At 72.6% G+C, this 18,700-nt stretch carries 20 protein-coding genes; 13 read left to right on the forward strand and 7 right to left on the reverse strand.

The genetic code is table 11. The annotated features are described in order from the left end of the window. Window positions 1–175: 175 nt before the first annotated feature. The 3 genes from pstS to ACOJVX_RS24440 all read right to left on the reverse strand — a co-directional run bounded on the left by pstS (window position 176) and on the right by ACOJVX_RS24440 (window position 3,271). Window positions 176–1,291 (reverse strand): phosphate ABC transporter substrate-binding protein PstS, encoded by a 1,116-nt coding sequence (pstS, locus tag ACOJVX_RS24430; protein ID WP_030104605.1) that lies wholly within the window; start codon window positions 1,289–1,291, stop codon window positions 176–178. 219 nt (window positions 1,292–1,510) lie between these two features. Beyond that, window positions 1,511–2,473, reverse strand: coding sequence for a mycothiol synthase (mshD, locus tag ACOJVX_RS24435; protein ID WP_422647112.1), 963 nt, complete (start codon window positions 2,471–2,473; stop codon window positions 1,511–1,513). Between the two features lie 27 nt (window positions 2,474–2,500). Continuing rightward, entirely contained in the window at window positions 2,501–3,271 is a 771-nt protein-coding gene (locus tag ACOJVX_RS24440) for a winged helix-turn-helix transcriptional regulator (RefSeq protein ID WP_051314186.1), read from the reverse strand. Between the two features lie 151 nt (window positions 3,272–3,422). Here ACOJVX_RS24440 and ACOJVX_RS24445 point away from each other — a divergent pair, with 151 nt between their 5' ends. The 8 genes from ACOJVX_RS24445 to ACOJVX_RS24480 all read left to right on the forward strand — a co-directional run bounded on the left by ACOJVX_RS24445 (window position 3,423) and on the right by ACOJVX_RS24480 (window position 8,396). Next, window positions 3,423–4,199 (forward strand): alpha/beta hydrolase, encoded by a 777-nt coding sequence (locus tag ACOJVX_RS24445; RefSeq protein WP_418155814.1) that lies wholly within the window; start codon window positions 3,423–3,425, stop codon window positions 4,197–4,199. Continuing rightward, window positions 4,196–4,987: an LmeA family phospholipid-binding protein gene (locus ACOJVX_RS24450; protein WP_026419675.1), complete on the forward strand. Its 792-nt coding sequence runs from the start codon at window positions 4,196–4,198 to the stop codon at window positions 4,985–4,987. Before ACOJVX_RS24445 ends, ACOJVX_RS24450 begins: the two co-directional genes overlap by 4 nt. 120 nt (window positions 4,988–5,107) lie before the next feature. Then, entirely contained in the window at window positions 5,108–5,479 is a 372-nt protein-coding gene (locus ACOJVX_RS24455; protein ID WP_051314167.1) for a thioredoxin family protein, read from the forward strand. Between the two features lie 170 nt (window positions 5,480–5,649). After that, window positions 5,650–5,727, forward strand: a complete 78-nt coding sequence (locus tag ACOJVX_RS24460) for a putative leader peptide (RefSeq protein WP_417853639.1) — start codon at window positions 5,650–5,652, stop codon at window positions 5,725–5,727. Window positions 5,728–5,865: 138 nt separating this feature from the next. Then, the gene (locus tag ACOJVX_RS24465) at window positions 5,866–6,336 is read left to right on the forward strand and encodes a DUF4395 domain-containing protein (RefSeq protein WP_026419677.1); all 471 of its coding nucleotides are present in this window, start codon (window positions 5,866–5,868) and stop codon (window positions 6,334–6,336) included. A gap of 29 nt (window positions 6,337–6,365) precedes the next feature. Continuing rightward, window positions 6,366–7,208, forward strand: a complete 843-nt coding sequence (locus tag ACOJVX_RS24470) for a sulfurtransferase (RefSeq protein ID WP_103055938.1) — start codon at window positions 6,366–6,368, stop codon at window positions 7,206–7,208. Window positions 7,209–7,210: 2 nt separating this feature from the next. Next, the gene (locus ACOJVX_RS24475; RefSeq protein WP_030104610.1) at window positions 7,211–7,510 is read left to right on the forward strand and encodes a DUF1416 domain-containing protein; all 300 of its coding nucleotides are present in this window, start codon (window positions 7,211–7,213) and stop codon (window positions 7,508–7,510) included. Window positions 7,511–7,757: 247 nt separating this feature from the next. Beyond that, window positions 7,758–8,396: an FABP family protein gene (locus tag ACOJVX_RS24480; RefSeq protein ID WP_418155812.1), complete on the forward strand. Its 639-nt coding sequence runs from the start codon at window positions 7,758–7,760 to the stop codon at window positions 8,394–8,396. 126 nt (window positions 8,397–8,522) lie between these two features. Here ACOJVX_RS24480 and ACOJVX_RS24485 read toward each other — a convergent pair whose 3' ends face one another. Then, window positions 8,523–9,380, reverse strand: coding sequence for an aminodeoxychorismate lyase (locus ACOJVX_RS24485; RefSeq protein WP_030104611.1), 858 nt, complete (start codon window positions 9,378–9,380; stop codon window positions 8,523–8,525). A 236-nt stretch (window positions 9,381–9,616) separates the two neighbouring features. On the opposite strand from ACOJVX_RS24485, the gene ACOJVX_RS24490 reads away from it, so the two are divergent. From ACOJVX_RS24490 to ACOJVX_RS24505, 4 genes are all read left to right on the forward strand, one after another. Continuing rightward, the gene (locus ACOJVX_RS24490; protein ID WP_030104613.1) at window positions 9,617–10,789 is read left to right on the forward strand and encodes a YgfZ/GcvT domain-containing protein; all 1,173 of its coding nucleotides are present in this window, start codon (window positions 9,617–9,619) and stop codon (window positions 10,787–10,789) included. A 93-nt stretch (window positions 10,790–10,882) separates the two neighbouring features. Beyond that, window positions 10,883–11,740 carry a 3-keto-5-aminohexanoate cleavage protein gene (locus tag ACOJVX_RS24495; protein ID WP_026419683.1) on the forward strand — a complete coding sequence of 286 codons (858 nt, stop codon included), beginning with the start codon at window positions 10,883–10,885 and terminating at the stop codon, window positions 11,738–11,740. 89 nt (window positions 11,741–11,829) lie between these two features. Then, on the forward strand, window positions 11,830–12,405 hold the full coding sequence (locus tag ACOJVX_RS24500) for a hypothetical protein (protein ID WP_026419684.1): 576 nt from the start codon (window positions 11,830–11,832) through the stop codon (window positions 12,403–12,405). Between the two features lie 81 nt (window positions 12,406–12,486). Then, the gene (locus tag ACOJVX_RS24505; protein WP_418153936.1) at window positions 12,487–13,443 is read left to right on the forward strand and encodes an asparaginase; all 957 of its coding nucleotides are present in this window, start codon (window positions 12,487–12,489) and stop codon (window positions 13,441–13,443) included. On the opposite strand, the gene ACOJVX_RS24510 is transcribed toward ACOJVX_RS24505, so the two are convergent. Beyond that, on the reverse strand, window positions 13,436–14,329 hold the full coding sequence (locus tag ACOJVX_RS24510) for a hypothetical protein (protein ID WP_026419686.1): 894 nt from the start codon (window positions 14,327–14,329) through the stop codon (window positions 13,436–13,438). The genes ACOJVX_RS24505 and ACOJVX_RS24510 overlap by 8 nt on opposite strands. Before the next feature lie 183 nt (window positions 14,330–14,512). Here ACOJVX_RS24510 and ACOJVX_RS24515 point away from each other — a divergent pair, with 183 nt between their 5' ends. Further along, a complete protein-coding gene (locus tag ACOJVX_RS24515) occupies window positions 14,513–14,698 on the forward strand; it encodes a DUF3073 domain-containing protein (RefSeq protein ID WP_026419687.1) in 186 nt (61 codons plus the stop codon). 1,031 nt (window positions 14,699–15,729) lie between these two features. Here the strand turns inward: ACOJVX_RS24515 and purM are convergent. Then, window positions 15,730–16,836, reverse strand: a complete 1,107-nt coding sequence (gene purM, locus ACOJVX_RS24520) for a phosphoribosylformylglycinamidine cyclo-ligase (RefSeq protein WP_372492986.1) — start codon at window positions 16,834–16,836, stop codon at window positions 15,730–15,732. Between the two features lie 162 nt (window positions 16,837–16,998). Then, window positions 16,999–18,540: an amidophosphoribosyltransferase gene (gene purF / locus ACOJVX_RS24525; RefSeq protein ID WP_103057034.1), complete on the reverse strand. Its 1,542-nt coding sequence runs from the start codon at window positions 18,538–18,540 to the stop codon at window positions 16,999–17,001. Between the last annotated feature and the right edge of the window lie 160 nt (window positions 18,541–18,700).

Consider the following 18,700-nt stretch of genomic DNA (forward strand, 5'->3'; position numbering starts at 1 on the left):
CCGGCGGAACCGGCCGCTGGCGGCTCCGCGCCACTGCCAGTGTTGGTGGTTTCGGTTGCGTTGCTGATGGGACCCTCCGGAAAAGCCGGTGACGCCCCACGCTGGGTGGGGCGTCAAGCCGCTCACTTACTGCTGACCCAGTGTCCCGCGCGGGGGAACACGGCAGGCGCCCTGGTCACGAAATGGTCTCGACGGAGTCCAGCAGCTGCTCCTGGAACTCGTCGGGCAGCGGCACGTACCCGAGGGTGGAGAGGTTCTCCTGGCCGGTGGTGGCCGCGACCCGCAGGAAGGACTTCACGGCCTCCGCCGTCTCGCTCTCGGGGTACTCCGAGCACACGATCTGGTAGGTCGCCATGACCAGCGGGTAGGCGCCCTCGGTCTGGGTCCCGTACACCGAGTCGAGGTCGATGACCATGTCGGCGCCGTCGCCGGCGAGCGAGGCGTTGGTGATCGCGGCCCCGGTGCTCTCGTCGTTCAGCTCGACCGCGCCGGAACCGTTGTCGATCTGGGCGATGCTCAGGTCGTTGCTGTGCGCGAAGGACACCTCGACGTAGGTGACGGAGCCCTCGGTGCTGGCGACGCCGCTGGCGACACCGTCGGACTTGGCCCGGCCGTCACCGACGCCGCCGGTGAAGGACTTGCCCCCGCCGGAGGTCCAGGCGTCACCGGCCGCGGCCTCCAGGTACTGCTGGAAGTTCTCGGTGGTGCCGGACTCGTCACTGCGGAAGATCGGGAGGATCTCCTGGTCCGGGAGGTCCACGCCCTCGTTCAGCGCGGCGATGGCGTCGTCGTTCCAGGACGTGATGGTCCCGTTGAAGATCTGGGCGATGGTCTCGCCGTCCAGCACCAGGTCGTCCACACCCGGGAGGTTGTAGGCGATCGCGACCGGGCCGAAGACCATCGGCAGGTGCAGCGGGACCGCGCCCTCGCACCGGTCCGTCGCGGCGGTGATCTCCTCGTCCTTCAGGGGCGAGTCGGAACCGGCGAAGTCGACCTGACCCGCGTTGAACTGCTTGATGCCCGCACCGGAACCGGTGGGGTTGTAGTCGATGGAGAAGCCCGCGCACTCTTCCTGGTAGACGACGCTGAACTCGTCCATCGCGTTGGCCTGGGAGGACGCACCCTCGGCCTGGATGTTCTCCTGGCCAGCGCACTCGCCGCTGGTGCCGCCGTTGCCCCCCTGCGCGTCGTCACCACGGCTGGCACTGTTGTCGTCGGTACCGCAGGCCGAGAGCAGCAGAGCGCTAGCGGCGGCCAGGCCCAACGCGGTGAGGTGCCGCTTGGTCTTCACGTGATCCTCCAGAACCGGAGATTTCCCTCTGGGCAGCGGTTTGCCGCCGATGAGGACGGTAGGCAGTGCTGGTGGCCTACTCCTGGGGGGAAGGTGAACGAAAGGTGAACAAGTCGCTGCGAGTCACGATTCCGCGCGACAAGAGGCCCCTCGGGGCAGGAACAACCCCGCCTATCAGGCGACTTGTGCATCACGTTCGGTAGTTGCCGCCGCAGCAGCTCACCGGGAGAACTGAACATCGGTCTCGCGGTGGGTGAAGCCCAGCTTCTCGTACACCCGGATGGCTGCCCCGTTGTCACCCTCGACGTAGAGCAGCACGTCATCGAGCCCCTGGCCGGCGAGGTGGCGCAGCCCCGCCAGGGTCAGCGCCGTGCCAAGACCGGTGCCCTGGGCCTCCGGGTGCACGCCGAGCACATAGACCTCGCCGTGCGGCTGGTCGCCCTGGTGCACCTTCGTCCAGTGGAAACCCAGCACCCCGCCCTCGCCGTCAACGGCGAGCAGGAACCCCGCCGGGTCGAACCACGCCTCCTCCTGCTGGCCGCGCAGGTCGGCGACGCTCAACGAGCCCTGCTCCGGGTGCCAGGCGAAGGCGAGGCGGTTGACCTCGACCACGTCCTCCTCGTCCCGCCCCGGGACGAAGGAGCGCACCTCGACCCCCTCCGGCCAGCGGGGCTCCGGCAAGGTCGGCGCCAGCTTCGCCCACATCCGCCAGAGCTGGCGGGCCTCCCGGAAACCGAAGCGGGCCGCGAGCCGCGCCGCCGCCGGGTGCCCGCTGTGGGACCACACGCGCAGCGTGTCGCCGGGTTCGCCCTCCTGGGTCACGGGCAGGCCCATCCGCTCGAGGAGCGCACGGACCAGCTCCGAGCCGACCCCGGAACCCCGGTGTTCGGGGTGCACGACCAGTTCGGCGACGGCGCGCCCCTCGGAGTCGCCCTCGGTGTCGAGGAACGCGTACCCGGCCAGCTCTCCCCCGGCCAGGCGGGCGACGAAGTGCTCCGAGCCGGCGAGGTCGCCCTGGACCCGCTCCACCTGCTCGGCGGCGGGGCTCCGCTCGCGCAGTCGGCGCAGCACCTGATCGGACACCGGTGCCACCCCGTCGGCGGCCGTCGCCGCGTCGAGCAGGGCATCCACCTCGGCCACGGTTCCGGCGGACAGGCCGTTGCGCCAGGTCACAGTCAGCACGACTCCACGGTAACCGTCGCCGGCGGGCTAGCGAGCGCCCCGTCCGACTGGCACCGCGCCACGCTCCGGCCGGGCCCCCGACTCCGGCGTGGAGTCGACCTCCGCGCCCCTGGCCGCGCGCGCCGAACCCAGGCGCACGAACTTGTACCCGACGTTGCGGACGGTCCCGATGAGCTGCTCGTGCTCGGGTCCGAGCTTCGCCCGCAGCCGCCGCACGTGCACGTCGACGGTGCGCGCTCCACCGAAGAAGTCGTAACCCCAGACCTCCTGGAGCAGCTGGGCCCTGGTGAAGACGCGGCCCGCGTGCTGCGCGAGGTACTTGAGCAGCTCGAACTCCTTGTAGGTCAGTTCGAGCGCCCGACCACGCAGCCTGGCCGTGTAGGTGGCCTCCTCGATGACGAGGTCACCGAACGCGACGACGTCGCCGTCACCGTCCCGCTGACGTCCGCCTCGACCTCGGACCAGGCGGAGCCGCGCCTCGACCTCGGCCGGCCCGGCGGTGGGGAGGAGGAAGTCCGCGACGCCCCACTCCTCGGTGAGGGCGACCAGGCCCCCCTCACCGACGATCGCCACGACCGGGGTCTCGGATCCAGCCCCTTCGAGCAGGGCGCAGAGCCGTCGCGCCTCGGCCAGGTCGGTGGTGGCGTCCACCAGGATGAGATCGCTGGACCTGCGGTCGATGAGCGTGGTGGGCTCCGGGGGAGCGACCTGCACCCAGTGCGGCAGCAGGGACAGCGCCGGTAGGACGGCGTGCGGATTCGGGGCGGAGGTGAGGAGCAGAATCTCGAAACCAGCCATGCCGTGGCCTCCCTTCGTGCCGGCCACGGCGAGCAACGTCACGACCGGCGTACCAGGCCTCGTTGCCCTCCGAACATGAGGGAGTATAAGCACTGTGACCCGCCCGAAACGAGAGCTGACCGCGCATGTCACAGCCGTGACGAGCGACGGCGTGCGGTTACGTGGCGTACACCTGCCCGGTCCCTCGGTCGGCTGCCCGGCCCCCGGCCGCCCCGACACCGCCATCGTGGTCGCGCACGGATTCACCAACCACAGCGCCACCCCGGCGATGGACCGCCTCCTGCGCCGGCTCGCCAGGCGCGCGGCGGTCTTCGCCTTCGACTTCCGCGGGCACGGCCGGTCCGGCGGCGCCACGAGCGTGGGCGACCGGGAGGTCCTGGACATCGCCGCCGCGGTGGAGTTCGCCCGCAACTGCGGGTTCCGGCACGTCGCGACACTCGGGTTCTCCCTCGGCGCCGCCGTGGTGCTCCGGCACACCGCGCTGAGCGACCCCGCCCACCGCCCCCAGGCCGTCTGCGCGGTGAGCGGTCCCGCTCGCTGGTGGGTCCGGGAGACCGCTCCCATGCGCCGCGTGCACTGGCTGCTGGAGCAGCCGGCCGGGCGGCTGGTGGCCAGGTCGCTGGGGGTCCGACTCGGCGCTCCATGGCGGGAGATCCCGCTCTCCCCTGTCGAGGTCGCGGACCGGGTCGCACCGACCCCGCTGCTGCTCCTGCACGGAGAACGGGACCACTACCTGCCCACCGACCACGCCGTGGCGCTGCACGACGCCGCCGGGGAACACGGCGAGTTGTGGCTCGAACGGGACATGGGCCACGGCGAGGGCGGCATGACCCCCGCCGTCGCCGACCGGGTCGCCGAGTGGCTGCTCGACCACGCGGTTCCCCCGACTCGCCACCGCCACCTCATCAAGACGGGAATGTCCGGTTGAAGAAGTTAGTCATCGCGATCGTCATCCTGGCCGGGCTCCTCGTGGTCGCCGACTTCGGCGCGGCGGCCGCCGCCGAGTACCAGGTGTCCAACCGGCTCCGCAACGTCCTCGGCCTCGCGGACGACCCCGAGGTGCGGGTGAACGGCTTCCCGTTCCTCACCCAGGCGGCGGCGGGCGACTTCCGGGACGTCCAGGTCTCGGCGAACGGGGTCCCGGTCGGTGAGCTGCGGGACGTGGGTGTCGAGGCCACCCTCCGCCACGTGCGGCTCTCGCTGTCCGACGTCATCGGCGGCTCCCTCCAGGAGGTGCGCATCGACGAGGTCGAGGGCCGGGTCCGCCTCCGGGCCAGCGACCTCGGCCGGGTGATCGGCATCCCCGACCTGCGGATCGAACCCGCTCCCCCCGAGGAGGTCGAGGAGGCTGCCGAGGGGGGCGACGAGGCCGGCGACGGGGCCGCCACGGCCAGTGACGCCACCACTGCCGCCGTGCAGCTGACCGGGTCCATCGACCTGGCCGGCGAGCAGGTGGAGGTCTCGGTGATCGGGACCATCTCGCTCACCGGCGGCACCCAGGTGGCGATCTCCCCGAGCCGGCTGGCGGTCGATCCCGGCGGCACGGGCCCCGTGGAGCTCGCACCCCAGCTCCAGCAGTCCCTGCTGGGTTCGTTCAGCACGACGGTGGAGGCTGGCAACCTCCCGCTCGACGTCACGCCCACCGCCGTGCGGGTGGAGAGCGGGGCGCTGCTGGTGGCGGGCTCCGCCACCGACGTGGTGATCCGGAACGGGTGAGCGGCGCTGGACTCGGGACTCGTCGGGCTGCTGGCGGCCCTGGTCGGCGCCGGGGGGTTGGGGATGGCCCACCGGGCGTGGCAGGGCCGGCCCCGCGTGCCTCGGAAGGGAGTGGAAACGGTGACAGGCCCGCCGGAACGCGTCCGTGAGCTGGCCGCCCGGCTGCTCGCCGAGCCCGAGGAGGATGGTCGCCCGGCCACCGTGGCCCTCGTCCAGCTCTCCAGCACCTTCTGCGCCCCATGCCGGCACACCAGGGTCGTGCTGGCGCGCCTCGCCCGGTCGACCCCCGGGCTGCGCCACACCGAGCTCGACCTGGGCAGCGCACCGGAGGTCGGAGAACGGCTCCGGGTCAGCCGGACACCGACCACTCTCGTGCTGCGGGCCGACGGCACCGAGGCCTTCCGCTTCGCCGGTGTCCCGAAGGGGGAGGCGCTCGCCGAGGCGTTGGCTCCCCTGCTGGCGCCCCCTCCTCCCGCCGCTGGCCCGACCTGACCCACCCGAGCACCCGGCACGGCTCCTCTTCGGACCCGTCGAACACCGGGCTGGTGGGAGCCCGCCGCTGGCCCGGGGCTCCCGGTGGTTCTGACAACCGGCGCGTGGACGGCCGTTTCGGATGGTGGGAAGCCTTCCCGCGCCCCGGGCGTTCGGGTAATCTCGGACACGTGCATGTACTGCTGCTGACCAAGCGACGGGCGGTTGACCTGTGCCGCGTCGCGAGCAGCCTGTGTCGCACCTGCTGACCGGGCGGTAGCAGCAGCCCAGCCGCGCGATACGAGAGGTGGCCCGACCGGCCACGCCGTGTCCGCCGCGCGCGGGTCGTCCCCCACCGCCCCTGACGGACTTCGCCGAGATGTCTTCTCACCGTCAGGAGGGCCAGCATGTCCGTTGAGCAGACCGTCGACCCGCGCGGTGCGCGGTTCTCCGCCCTGATCACCAGTGTGGTCCTGGGAATCGTCCTGCTCACCGGGAGCTGGCGCCTGCTGGCCGCGCAGGTGGTGCTGTTCGCGATGTGCGCGTTCGTGAGTCTTCGGCTCAACCCGTGGGGGCATCTCTACCGGAGGACCATCCAGCCACGGCTGCGGTCGGAAGCGGACCGGGAGGACAGCGGTCCGGTCCGGTTCGCCCAGGGGGTGGGCTTCGCCTTCTCCCTGCTCGGGTTGGTCGGCTACGCGAGCGGACTCACGCTGCTCGGAGTCGTCGCCACCGCCGTCGCCCTGGCCGCGGCCCTGCTCAACGCCGTGTTCGGTCTCTGCCTCGGGTGCGAGCTGCACGCGCTGGTCCGGCGCGTCGTCGTCACGAGGAGCACGCGCACCGAGCCGACCGGGCACCCCATGACCGACAGCCCCTGACACCCACCGAACAACCGAGGAGCCGCCAGATGAGCCGCGAGAAAGTCCTGGTCTCGACCGAATGGGCCGAACGGAACCTGAACACCGAGGGGGTCGTGTTCGCCGAGGTGGACGAGGACACCACCGCCTACGACGGTGGTCACATCCCCGGCGCCGTCCGGCTGGACTGGCGGGAGGAGCTCCAGGACCACGTCCGACGCGACTTCGTGGACCGGTCCGGGTTCGAGAAGCTCCTGTCCGAGAAGGGCATCGCGAACAGCGACACCGTCGTGCTCTACGGGGGCAACAACAACTGGTTCGCCGCGTACGCCTACTGGTACTTCACGCTCTACGGGCACCGGGACGTGCGGCTGCTCGACGGCGGCCGCAAGAAGTGGGAGCTGGACGGGCGGGAGCTGACCAAGGAGGTCCCGGTCCGGGAGGCGACCACCTACACCGCCTCAGAACAGGACCTCTCGCTGCGGGCGTTCCGCGACGAGGTCGTCGACGCGATCAACGTGAAGAACCTCGTCGACGTCCGCTCCCCCGACGAGTTCGCCGGCAGGTTGCTGGCGCCGGCTCACCTGCCGCAGGAGGCGGCCCAGCGGGCCGGCCACATCCCCAGCGCGATCAACGTGCCCTGGAGCAAGGCGGCCAACGAGGACGGGACCTTCAAGTCCGACGAGGAACTGAGGGCGTTGTACGAGGAGGCCGGGCTGGACGGCTCCCGGCCGACCATCGCCTACTGCCGGATCGGCGAACGCTCCTCCCACAGCTGGTTCGTGCTGCGGGAGTTGCTCGGCCACCAGGACGTGAAGAACTACGACGGCTCCTGGACGGAGTACGGCTCGCTGGTCGGGGTCCCCGTCTCGAACCCCTCGGAGGTGTCCTGACGATGGAGGGTTGCGGAGCTCCCCCGCAGTCGGCCGAGCCGACTCGGGACAGCGGGGACCAGGTCGTCGTCACCGGGCGGGTGTTGGCCGGGTCCGAGCCGGTGGGTGGCGCGTACGTCCGGCTGCTCGACAGCGGAGGCGAGTTCACGGCCGAGGTCGTCTCCGCCGGTAGCGGCGACTTCCGCTTCTACGCCGCCCCGGGTTCCTGGCGGGTGCGGGCCCTGCACCGCTCGGGGACCGGCGAGGCACTGGTCACCGCCGACGGTGTCGGCGTCCACCGCACGGACGTCGTCCTGACCTGATCGCGGCGGCCGGCGCCACGCCGGGGTTCCCGGCGGCGCCGGCCCCGCCACGGGCCTGGTCCACCGCGACCTCGCCCACGGTTCCCGTCGTGGCCGACGACCTCATGGGTATGCTCGGCACGTGGGATGGGAATGGTTCTTCACCGGTCTGCTGGGGCTCGCCACGGTGCTCGTACTGTGGTTCGCCGTGTACGTCATCTACCGGCTGTACTCCGACCAGCGCTGACCCGGGATTGCTGAAGTAGCTATGTCGACGCCAGACGAGCCAGGGACCCGCAGTGGCGACGAGGCGGTGCGCAGGGCCGATGAGCGCGCCGCGAGCACACGGGACCGGAACATCCCCGAGTTCGACGACCTCCCGTCGACTCCGGACACCGCGAACCTCCGGCTCGGACCCAACCTGAACGACGCCTGCCTGTCCCTGCTGCCGCTGGTCGGCGTGTGGCGCGGCGACGGCGTCGCGGAGCACCCGTCGCTCGACGAGCCCTACCAGTACCGCCAGCAGGTGACCTTCGCCCACGACGGGCGACCGTTCCTCTACTACGAGGCGCGTTCCTGGCTGTTGGACCAGGACGGCGAGCTGATCGGACCGGGTGCCCGGGAGGTCGGCTGGTGGCGTCCGCAGCCGGACGACACCATCGAACTGCTGTTGACCCACTCCGGTGGTGTGGCGGAGATCTTCTACGGGCGGCAGCACAACCAGACCTCCTGGGAGCTGACGACCGACACCGTGGCGCGGACCGCGTCCGCCGAGGAGGTCAGCTCGGCGCAGCGGCTGTACGGCATCGTCGAGGACGGTGACCTCGCCTACGTCGAGGAGCGGTCGTTGGCCGGTCAGCCGCCCCAGCCGCACATCTCGGCGCGCCTGCGCCGCGTCGTCGGCTGACGGGGTCCCCCGACGTCGAGGCGGCCGGGCGCCCACCGGCGCCCGGTGCCCCGCCCGCCCGGCCCGATCACCCCCACGAGGGGCACCGGGTGTCCGGACGCGGTCGGGGAGGGCGCTCTCCCGGTCTCACACCCGGTACTCCGAGGCGAGCAGGTCGGTGAGCTCGGAGTGCAGCGCCGCCCGCGTCCCCGTGTCCGGCAGTTCCCGCCCGTCCAGCGTCCTGACCTGGGTCAACTGCCGGACGCTCGACACGAGCCAGAGACCGTCGGCGCCCGCCAGCTCGTCCACGCCGACCGGCTCGACGCTGGTCGTGAACCCGGCGCGTTCCGCCGCCCGGAACAGGGCCAGCTGGGTCGTGCCGACGAGGATGCCGCTGTCCGGCGGCGGGGTCCGCAGGTGGCGCCCCTCCGCCAGCACGACCGTGGACGTGGGCCCCTCCAACACGCTCCCGTCCGTCGCGACGAAGACGACCTCGTCGGCGTCCCGACGGGCCGCCTCCCGGAGCGCGGCCATGTTGACGGCGTAGGAGAGCGTCTTCGCGCCCAGCAGCAGCCACGGCGCCCGCTCCACCAGGTCGGGGGCGTACCCCCGGTCCAGGGTGATCACGGAGACGCCCTGCTCCCGCCTGCGCAGCACCTCCGGCGAGACGGCGGTGCCCATCGCCCAGGCGGTCGGTGTGCCGTCGCCGCCCTCGACGCCCCGGGTGCACACGAGCCTGAGGGCCATCTCCCCCGGCTCGCGCCACGCGCCCAGCACCGCCTCGACGCCTCGCTCCCAGTCGGCCCTGGGCGGCGGGGAGAGGTCGAGGAGCGCCGCCGACCGGGCCAGCCGCTCCAGGTGGGGACCCAGCTCACGGGGCCGGCCGTCGACGACCAGGATCGTCTCGAAGACGCCGTCCCCGCGCAGCGGACCCAGGTCGTCCGCTCGCAGCAGGGGGGCGGTGTGGTCGACGATCGTTCCGTCCAACAGCGCCAGCACGGTCATGGGCACAGACGATACGACCTCGGTGGCCGCACCCGGTGGGCGGTGGGAACGGCCAGCCGAACTCCCCGGGCCCGTCCCGGAGGTGGTTACCATCGGGCGGGTGGGCCTCGTGGGACCAACCAGCCCACCCGGTGCGGTTCGTCGGGAACGCCGCCGTGCCGACGGCCCGACCGAACCCGCGCCGGGGCTTCCGGTGCCCGACGGGCTCGCGGCCACCGAATCGGAGGACTGAACTCATGGCAGACCCGACCAGCGGGTCCTCGACCACCTACCGCTCCCCCCTGCTGGAGCTGCCGAAGGCGGTGCCGGCCCCGGACGATTCGCCGGACAGCGCGGTGCCCTGGCACTTCGGCGATCCCTTCGTCGAGCAGCGGGCCGCGGAGACCGGTGCCGTCGTGGTGGACCGCTCCCACCGGCAGGTCATCGCCGTTCCCGGCGAGGAGCGGCTCAGCTGGCTGCACCTGCTGATCTCCCAGCACGTCACCGAACTGCCCGACGGGGCGGGGACCGAGGCGCTCATCCTCGACAGCCAGGGGCGGGTCGAGACCCACCTGGTGCTGGCCCACCTCGACGGCTGCGTGTGGATGGACACCGACCCCGGCAGCACCGTGACCGGGGCCCGCCAGCAGGCCAACCAGCCGGTGCTCCAGTACCTGGAGGAGATGCGGTTCTGGTCGAAGGTGGAGCCGAGGGACGCCAGCGACGAGTACGCGGTGCTGTCCGTGGTCGGGCCAGCGGTCCCCACGATCCTGGAGGGCGTCCTCGGTTCCACCCCGGCCCCGCTGTCCGACCCGAACCTGACCCCGGTCGCCGCCCTCCCGGGAGGTGGCCTGGTCCGGGTCGTGGGCTGGCGCACCGGTCCGACGGCCGACCTGCTCGTGCCGCGTGGCGAGCTGCTCGACTGGTGGCGTCGTCTCGTCGAGCTCGGCGCGCGCCCCGCGGGCAGCTGGGCGTACGAGTCGCTGCGGGTCGCGGCGCTCCGCCCCAGGGCCGGGTTGGACACCGACGGCAGGAGCATCCCGCACGAGCTGGGCTGGATCGGGGGGGCAGCGCACGTCGCCAAGGGCTGCTACCGGGGCCAGGAAACCGTGTCGAAGGTGCACAACGTGGGCCGTCCGCCCCGCCGTCTGCTGCTGCTGCACCTCGACGGGACGCCGGAACTGCTGCCCGAGCCCGGCGACCCGGTCAGCTCGGAGGGCAGGTCGGTCGGCCGGGTCGGTACCGTCGTCCGGCACCACGAGTTGGGGACGATCGCGCTGGCCCTGGTCAAGCGGTCGGTTCCGGTCGAACGTGAGCTCACCGCCGGGATCCCCGAACGCGAGGTCGCCGCGGCGGTGGATCCGGACTCGGTGCCGCCGGAGGCCGGCGATCCGCCCGGGCGGATCGCGGCGCAGCGCCTGCGGGGCTGAGCCGTTCGCCGGGCGACGGCCCCCGACCCGGGGGATTTGATCTTGATGGGCGGCTTCTCGATCGCGTTCCGCCGCCTGTGCCAAGATTCCGGAATGGCTTCTCCGACGGCGCGACCGCCCGAGCCCGGCACGATCATCACGGTCGCCCCGACCGGTTCGGTCCACCGCCCCGCCGAGGTGCCGAACCTGCCGGTGTCCCTGGACGAACTGGTGGCGACGGCGCGGGACTGCGAGCGGGTCGGGGCCAGCAGGGCGCACGTGCACGTGCGGGCCCCGGGAGGTGAACCGTCCCTGGACCTGGGTCGGCTGATCGACACCGTCTCCGCGCTCCGCGCGGAGACGGCACTGGTGGTCCAGCTCGCGACCGCCGCCGTCGGCGCGGTCGGCGAGGACGAGCGGCTCCGGGTGCTCGAGGCGATGCCGGACATGGCGTCCTGCCCCCTCGGGTCCGTCAACGTGGGCGACGACGTCCTCGTCAACCGCTGGCCCTTCGTGGTCGAGTGCCACCGCCGGATGCGGGACCGCGAGATCGTCCCCGAGTACGAGGCGTACGACCTGGGGCACCTCGCGGCCCTGCGCCGCCTGCTGGCCGAGCACGGTCCACCGGTGGGACGGGTCCACGTCAACCTGGTGATGGGGCTCCCCGGTGGGATGCCCGGCGACGCGGACACCGTCGTGGCGGCGGCCAGGCTGCTCCCGCCGGGAGCGAGCCTGTCCGTGATGGGGCTCGGGCGGGTGGGGCTGCCGGTGATGCTGGCCGCCCTCGCTGTCGGCGGGCACCTCCGGGTGGGTATGCAGGGAACACTGTCCTATGCCGCCGGGGAGCGGGTGCGGAACAATGCGCAACTGGTGGCCAGGGCGGCCGGCCTGGCCAGGATCGCGCAGCGCCCCCCGCTCTCCCCCACGGCGGCGCGCGAGTTCCTCGGAGTACGCGCCGTGGACGGCGACTGAACCGTGGGCGCACCGGACGGCGAGCGGCCCCACGGGCGAACACCGCATCGGACTTGGGTGGGCACGACGATGAGGCTGAAGGTGTCGACATGATCGAGGTACGACCCGGTGGGCGCAGGAGGATCGACCGCGTACTGGCCCCCGACTACCTGACCGGCGTTCGTGACAGGTCCCTGGCGGAGGTTCGTGACCTGCGGGACGAGGCGGCGCAGGAGGAGACGGACCTGTCGTACCTGCGCCGGTTGCTGCACGCGCGCATCGACATCGTGGTGGCCGAGCAGCGGCGACGCGCCGAGGGCGGTTCCGCGTCCGTGGTGGAACAGCTCGCCCTGATCCTGTCCCGCAACGCGATCGGCCCGGCGACGGGCTCCGGGCGTTACCAGAACCCGGAGCCCTCCAGGGCGGAGTCCCACCGGCGCCACGTCGAGGCGCTGGTGTCCGACGTGGACCTCTCGGACGTCACCTCGCTGCCGGACGAGAAGCTGGCGGAGGCCGCCGAGGGCTACTCGGCGGAGGAGGAGTCGGTGTCCCTGCGCCGGCGCCAGGTGCAGACCGTGGTGGACACCCTGAACGAGGAGATCGCGCGCAGGTACCGGGAGGGCAGGGCCTCGGTCGACGAACTGCTCGCCAGGGAACGGCACACCCCCGGTCAGGAGCCCGGCTGAGCGGCCCCCGAACACGGGGCGCTGGTCGCGGTCCTGACCGAGTGACGGGCCCGGTGGGGGGCGGTCCGTAGCATCCCCGTGATGAGCGTGCCCCTCGTAGAGGTCGTCAGGTCAGGTTTTCGGGAGAGCGTCCACCACGGCTCGGTGGCGTTGCTGGACGCGGACGGGCGGGATGCCGGTTGCCTCGGGGAGGTCCTGGCCCCGGTCTCGCCCCGGTCGGCCAACAAGCCCTTCCAGGCGCTCGCCCTGCTGCGCGCCGGTTTCGCCCCCCTCTCGGACGCGGACCTCGCGCTGTCGTGCGCCTCGCACAGCGGCGAGCCCGACCACGTGGCCCGGGTCCGGGGGTTGCTGGCCACCTACGGGTTGACCGAGGCCGCGCTGCGGTGCCCACCGGACCTCCCGTTGTTCCCCTCGGCCAGGAACCGGGTGCTGGCGGCGGGCGGCGGGCCGGCGGCGGTGACGATGAACTGCTCCGGCAAGCACGCCGCGATGCTGGCCACCTGCGTGCGCAACGGGTGGCCGACCGAGGACTACCTGTCCGCCGAGCACCCGCTGACGGCGGCGGTGTCCGAGACCATCGCCGAGTTGACCGGTGAGGAGCCGGGGCCGCCCGGGGTCGACGGGTGCGGCGCGCCCCTGTTCACGCTGTCCCTCACCGGACTGGCCCGCGCCTACGCCCGGCTCGTCACCGCGCCGGCGGGCAGCCAGGAGGCGCGGATCGCGCACGCGATGCGCGCTCACCCCCGGTTGGTGGCCGGAACCGGCCGCGAGGACACCCTGCTGATGTCGGCGGTCCCGGGGTTGTTGTGCAAGATCGGCGCGGAGGGGGCGTGGGCGCTGGCGCTGCCGGACGGCCGGGTCGCCGCCCTCAAGATCGACGACGGGGCGTCCCGCGCCCGGCAGCCCGTCGGAGTGGGCGCGCTTCGCGCGTTGGGGGTGACCTGGACCCCGGAACTGGCGGAACTCGCGGAGGTGCCCGTCGAGGGCGGCGGCCGCCGGGTCGGCTCGGTGCGGCTGCTCCCTGGCGTCCTCAGTTGAGCCGTTCGCGGGTGGCCACCTCGGTCCAGAAGTCCCGCAGCTTCTCGTACCGGATGGCGACCTCCTCCGGGTTCTCGCCGCCGAGCGCGGCGAGCGCCTCCTGGACGTCGGCCGCCGAGGTGTCGTCGGTGAGGGTGTCGTCGTCGAGCAGCTGGACCAGCCCGCCGTAGTCGAGTTCCACGGCCGAACCCGGGTCGAAGTGGTCGAGCCAGCGGGAGGTGTCCCGGAGCAGTGCCGCCGGCCCGTCGGTGCCGAGCGTGTCCTCCAGCCGCTGGCGGGCCTCCTCGGCCCGCTCCAACGCGCGCACCATCGGCACCCGCCAACACACCCGCCGGTTCGCGTCGCCCAGCGGCGTCAGCACCACCTGGCGCTCCTCCTGCCGGACCAGGGCGAACCACGGCAGCGGGACGCGCCAGGTCGCCGTGACGACGTGGACGGCGCCGCCAAGCACCCCGGAGACCGCCGCGGTCGCCCGCGCCCGCGCCACCTCGGGTGGCACGTCGACGGCGGCGCGCAGCAGCGGGGGGCTCGCGCTGCCGAGGAACCCGACCAGACCGGCCGCCGCCCTGGCGCGGACGTCCTGCGGGCAGACGAGCGGGCCGGGGCCGACCTCCACCGAGGGGTAGCCGGCGACGTCCTCCGGATCGAGGACCAGGACTCCGGGGACGTGCTGCCCGGGGCCCGCGCCGTCAGGGCCGTCGAGGGGCAGCAGCCGACGCGGCTGGGAAGTCTGTGAACGCAACCACAGTTCGCGTTCCCAGTCGCCCACGGTTCCCGGATCGAGCGGGCCGTCCCGTAACGCCCGTTCCACGGCCGAACGTGACTCCCCGTGGAAGGCGGACAACGGTTCGTACACCCGGAGGTAGGCGACGAACGGACGAGGCACGAGCAAATCCTGTCATGAGCAGGGACGGTGGGGGTGGGCGGTGGGGACTGCGTCACGTAGAACGGATGCCACGTCGCATCTACCCCGGCAGTCACGGTACGGTAGTGGGCAGGAAAAGCTGTCGAGACGATACGGGGCCGCCGTTCCCCCGGCCGCCCCGTTCCTGTGCGAGGGGGTCGAGCCATGGGGCGCGGCCGAGCGAAGGCCAAGCAGACAAAGGTGGCCCGGGAGCTCAAGTACAACACCCCCGCCACGGACTTCGATGCCCTACAGCGCGAGCTGTCGGGCACCGGGTCCTCTGGCGACCGGTCGGACAACGACCGACCCGATGACTCGTACGACGACTGGTACGACGAATACCGCCGCTGATTCGGTTGACTGCTCAACCGAACGACGGGGTGAGAACCCCGTGGGGGTGTTGTGGCAGCCACTCGAATCGGTCGGGTCTCGTCACGGGTCCGGGGTCCTTGTACTACGGGGCCTTGCCGGAGCAGCAAGCACCACACGCGACAGGACCAGGTGAGAAGCCTGGTCCTGTCGCGCGTGTTGCCGAAGTTGGTCCGGTGCCGCCCGCCCACCGGGCTTCGGTGCGGCGGCGATCCAGCCTGTCCTGGTCCGGTGCACCACGCCGTTCCGGCGGCGACGCGCTCCGCCGGATCTCGCAGGCCTCCGGCACGGCCGGGCTCGTCCGGTGCACCGCCGCCTCGCGCGCGGCGGCTGGGGGTGCCGGCTCTCGTGCCGACGACGTCGCACCGGCGGTGTCCGCTCTCCCCGTCCACGGTGCGGCCAGGCCGCTGGATCCGCGTCCCTGATCGGTCGGCCTCCGCGTCTGGTCTGGTCGCGGCCTGACGCGGCCCACCCTCCGAGCGGCGGGCGCGCTCGCGAGTGGTGTGCCCGGCGGCCCGAGGTAGTCCGGCCGCTGCGCGGGCCGAGGTGGCCGAGGGGCATCCCACCAGGCCCGTCAGGCGCGCCGCACCGCCGGTCCTCCCCAACAACCCGGTACGTGGGTTCTCACCTCGGTGGGGCCGGTGCGGGCGGACCGGCGTCGCGCTGCTCGACGGGGGCGACACGGAGCCCGGGGCCCACCGGCGCGGGCCCCGGGGTGCCGCTTCCGAGGTGGCCGCGACGGCTGGCGCGGGCACCCGCCCACGAGGGGCCGAGGGCGTCCCCACCTCGTCCCGCGCTCCGCTGGACGGCCTCCGGCCCCTGATCACCAGGTGGGCGCACGGCCAGCCGGGGGTGCGCGACGAGTTCACGAAGGTGTCGGACGAACTCCCAACCCGCGCTCACCCGCACGCGGCGACCCACGGCCCCGCCGCGCACGCGGTGGCACCCGCCGGGTGCGGGGAAGTGGCCGGGCGGGACCGCACCGGCCTCGGCCGGACGTTCCCGCCCACCGGTCAGAACCGGGGGTGCTCCCCCGTCAGCAGGACCGCTGGCCGGTTCTCGTCATCCCCGACCACGTCCGGGGTCCGGCGGACCTCGCCGGCCACCCAGGCGGGCACGTGCCGGGCGGTGAGCACGGCCAGCGCGCGGTCGGCCTCCTCGGCGGCCACGACGGCGACCATGCCGACCCCCATGTTGAAGGTCTGCTCCATCTCGTCCCGGCCGACCCTGCCGCGCTGCTGGATCATCGAGAAGACGGGCGAGGGCGTCCAGGTGCCCCGGTCGACCACGGCGGTGAGCCCCTCGGGCATCACCCGAGAGAGGTTGCCGGCGAGACCGCCCCCGGTCACGTGCGCGAAGGTCCGGACCTCGGTCTCGGCGATCAGCGCCAGGCAGTCCTTGGCGTAGATGCGGGTCGGCTCCAGCAGCTCCTCCCCCAGCGAGCGACCGAACTCCTCGACGTGCCCGGAGAGGGGGACCCGAGCGATGTCCAGCAGCACGTGCCGGGCCAGCGAGTACCCGTTGGAGTGCAGGCCGGAGGAGCCCAGGGCGATCACGGCGTCACCGGGGCGCACCCGGTCCGGCCCGAGCAGGGCGTCCTCCTCCACGACCCCGACGCCGGTCGCCGACAGGTCGTAGTCGGTGGCGGCCATCATGCCCGGGTGCTCGGCGGTCTCACCGCCCAACAGCGCGCACCCCGCCTGGACGCACCCCGTGGAGATGCCCTTGACCAGCTCGGCGATCCGCTCCGGCACGACCTTGCCGACGGCGATGTAGTCCTGGAGGAACATCGGCTCGGCACCGCACACGACCAGGTCGTCGACCACCATCGCGACGAGGTCGATGCCCACCGTGTCGTGGATGTCGAGCGCCTGGGCGATGGCGATCTTGGTGCCGACCCCGTCGGTGGACGAGGCGATCACCGGCTCCCGCCACCGGTCGAGGCGCAGCTTGAACAGGCCCGCGAACCCCCCGAGGCCCCCCATCACCTCTGGCCGGGTGGCCTTGGCCGCCCACGGCTTCAACCGTTCCACGGCTTCGTCCCCCGCGGAGATGCTGACTCCGGCCGCGGCATAGGTGGCGCTGGACATCTCGGGCTGGGCAGTCACAACTGGCTCCATGTCATCTGCTGACAAAATCTCGTCGGCCACGCTACGCGCGGTGATTCCCGGTCATCGCCCTCGCGGGGCGGCCCGTGGCGTCACACGCGCGCGGTCGCCATCCACCTTTCCCAGGTCGACGCCTCATCGGCGGTGAGACGTCCGTTCACGACCGATGCTTACTCATGGCCGACGTAGCGCGTCGGCCGCGCCGTTGCCTTGCGGCTGTGCTGGCTCCGCGGGACCGGCCACTCCGCGTTCCGCGCCACCGTCAAGACCCTCGAGCAGAAACTTGCCGATCATGCGGTCGGCCGGCAGCGGGATCGGGTAGTCGCCGTCGAAGCACGCGGCGCACAACCTGGTCCTGGGCTGCTCGGACGCGGCGATCAGCCCGTCCAGTGAGACGTAACCGAGCGAGTCGGCTCCGATGGACCGGCGAATCCCGTCCTCGTCGATCCCGTTCGCGATCAGCTCGGCCGGGGAGGCGAAGTCGATGCCGTAGAAGCAGGGCCAGCGGACCGGCGGGGAGGCGATCCTGACGTGCACCTCGACGGCGCCGGCCTCGCGCAACATGCGCACCAGCGCGCGCTGCGTGTTGCCCCGCACGATCGAGTCGTCGACCACCACGAGGCGCTTGCCCCGGATGACGTCGCGCAGCGGGTTCAGCTTGAGCCGGATGCCCAGCTGCCGGATGGTCTGGGAAGGCTGGATGAACGTCCGGCCGACGTAGGAGTTCTTGACGAGGCCCTGGCCGTAGGGGATGCCCGACTCCTGCGCGTAGCCCACCGCCGCGGGGGTGCCGGACTCCGGGACCGGGATGACCAGGTCGGCGTCCACGGGGTGTTCGATCGCCAGCCGCCGCCCGATGGCGACCCGGGCCGCGTGCACGGAACGGCCGGAGATGGTGCTGTCCGGGCGGGCCAGGTACACGTACTCGAAGACGCAGCCCTTGGGTTCCGGCGGGGCGAAGCGGCTGCTGCGCAGTCCCTCCGCGTCGATGGCGACCAGTTCGCCCGGTTCGACCTCGCGCACGAAGGACGCGCCCACGATGTCGAGGGCGGCCGTCTCGCTGGCGACGACCCATCCCCGGTCGAGCCGGCCGAGGCAGAGCGGTCGGACGCCCTGGGCGTCGCGGGCCGCGTAGAGGGTGGTCTCGTCGGAGAAGACGAGCGAGAACGCTCCCCGCAGGGCGGGCAGCAGCTCCAGCGCGGCGTTCTCCAGCCCGGTGTCGGCGGCGGCGGCCGCCAGCAACGCGCAGACGACGTCCGAGTCGGTGGTGGCCTCGGGGTTGCCGTCCCGCCGCCGGGCGGTCCGCCCGTCACCGTCGCCCGTGCCCTCGGTCAGCTCGCGGAGCCGCTCAACCAGTTCCGCGGTGTTGACGAGGTTGCCGTTGTGGCCCAGCGCGAGACCGCTGCCGGTGGCCGTGGTCCGGAACGTGGGCTGGGCGTTCTCCCAGCTGCCGGAGCCGGTGGTCGAGTACCGGTTGTGGCCGACGGCGACGTGACCCCGCAGCGAGGAGAGCACCTGCTCGTCGAAGACGTGGCTGACCAGGCCGAGGTCCTTGTAGACCACCAGCTTGGAGCCGTCCCCTACCGCGATGCCGGCCGCCTCCTGACCCCGGTGTTGCAGGGCGTACAGGCCGTAGTAGGTGAGCTTCGCCACCTCCTCGCCGGGAGCCCAGACACCGAAGACCCCGCACTCCTCGTGCGGAACGTCCCGCTCCACGTCGCCTGGCTGGGCGGCCACGCCCGGCGGGACGGGGGTAGCGGAGGACTCGGAACGGCACGGCGACCCACTTGCGGCCGCGGGCTGGTGGGTGACCACCGGAAACTCCCTCACAACGGAGTTGGATGCCTCGGCGTGCCCGGGGCCGGACGCGGGACGC

Origin of the sequence: Actinoalloteichus caeruleus, assembly GCF_049311605.1 — a bacterium.
Classification (GTDB): domain Bacteria; phylum Actinomycetota; class Actinomycetes; order Mycobacteriales; family Pseudonocardiaceae; genus Actinoalloteichus_B; species Actinoalloteichus_B caeruleus.

Bases quoted from the DNA above. Each gene is read 5' to 3' on its own strand.
- ACOJVX_RS24440 (WP_051314186.1), bottom strand. From the start codon at position 3,271: ATGGCTGGTTTCGAGATTCTGCTCCTCACCTCCGCCCCGAATCCGCAC.
- ACOJVX_RS24465 (WP_026419677.1), top strand. From the start codon at position 5,866: ATGTCCGTTGAGCAGACCGTCGACCCGCGCGGTGCGCGGTTCTCCGCC.
- ACOJVX_RS24470 (WP_103055938.1), top strand. From the start codon at position 6,366: ATGAGCCGCGAGAAAGTCCTGGTCTCGACCGAATGGGCCGAACGGAAC.
- ACOJVX_RS24475 (WP_030104610.1), top strand. From the start codon at position 7,211: ATGGAGGGTTGCGGAGCTCCCCCGCAGTCGGCCGAGCCGACTCGGGAC.
- ACOJVX_RS24480 (WP_418155812.1), top strand. From the start codon at position 7,758: ATGTCGACGCCAGACGAGCCAGGGACCCGCAGTGGCGACGAGGCGGTG.
- ACOJVX_RS24485 (WP_030104611.1), bottom strand. From the start codon at position 9,380: ATGACCGTGCTGGCGCTGTTGGACGGAACGATCGTCGACCACACCGCC.
- ACOJVX_RS24490 (WP_030104613.1), top strand. From the start codon at position 9,617: ATGGCAGACCCGACCAGCGGGTCCTCGACCACCTACCGCTCCCCCCTG.
- ACOJVX_RS24495 (WP_026419683.1), top strand. From the start codon at position 10,883: ATGGCTTCTCCGACGGCGCGACCGCCCGAGCCCGGCACGATCATCACG.
- ACOJVX_RS24500 (WP_026419684.1), top strand. From the start codon at position 11,830: ATGATCGAGGTACGACCCGGTGGGCGCAGGAGGATCGACCGCGTACTG.
- ACOJVX_RS24505 (WP_418153936.1), top strand. From the start codon at position 12,487: ATGAGCGTGCCCCTCGTAGAGGTCGTCAGGTCAGGTTTTCGGGAGAGC.
- ACOJVX_RS24515 (WP_026419687.1), top strand. From the start codon at position 14,513: ATGGGGCGCGGCCGAGCGAAGGCCAAGCAGACAAAGGTGGCCCGGGAG.
- purM (WP_372492986.1), bottom strand. From the start codon at position 16,836: ATGGAGCCAGTTGTGACTGCCCAGCCCGAGATGTCCAGCGCCACCTAT.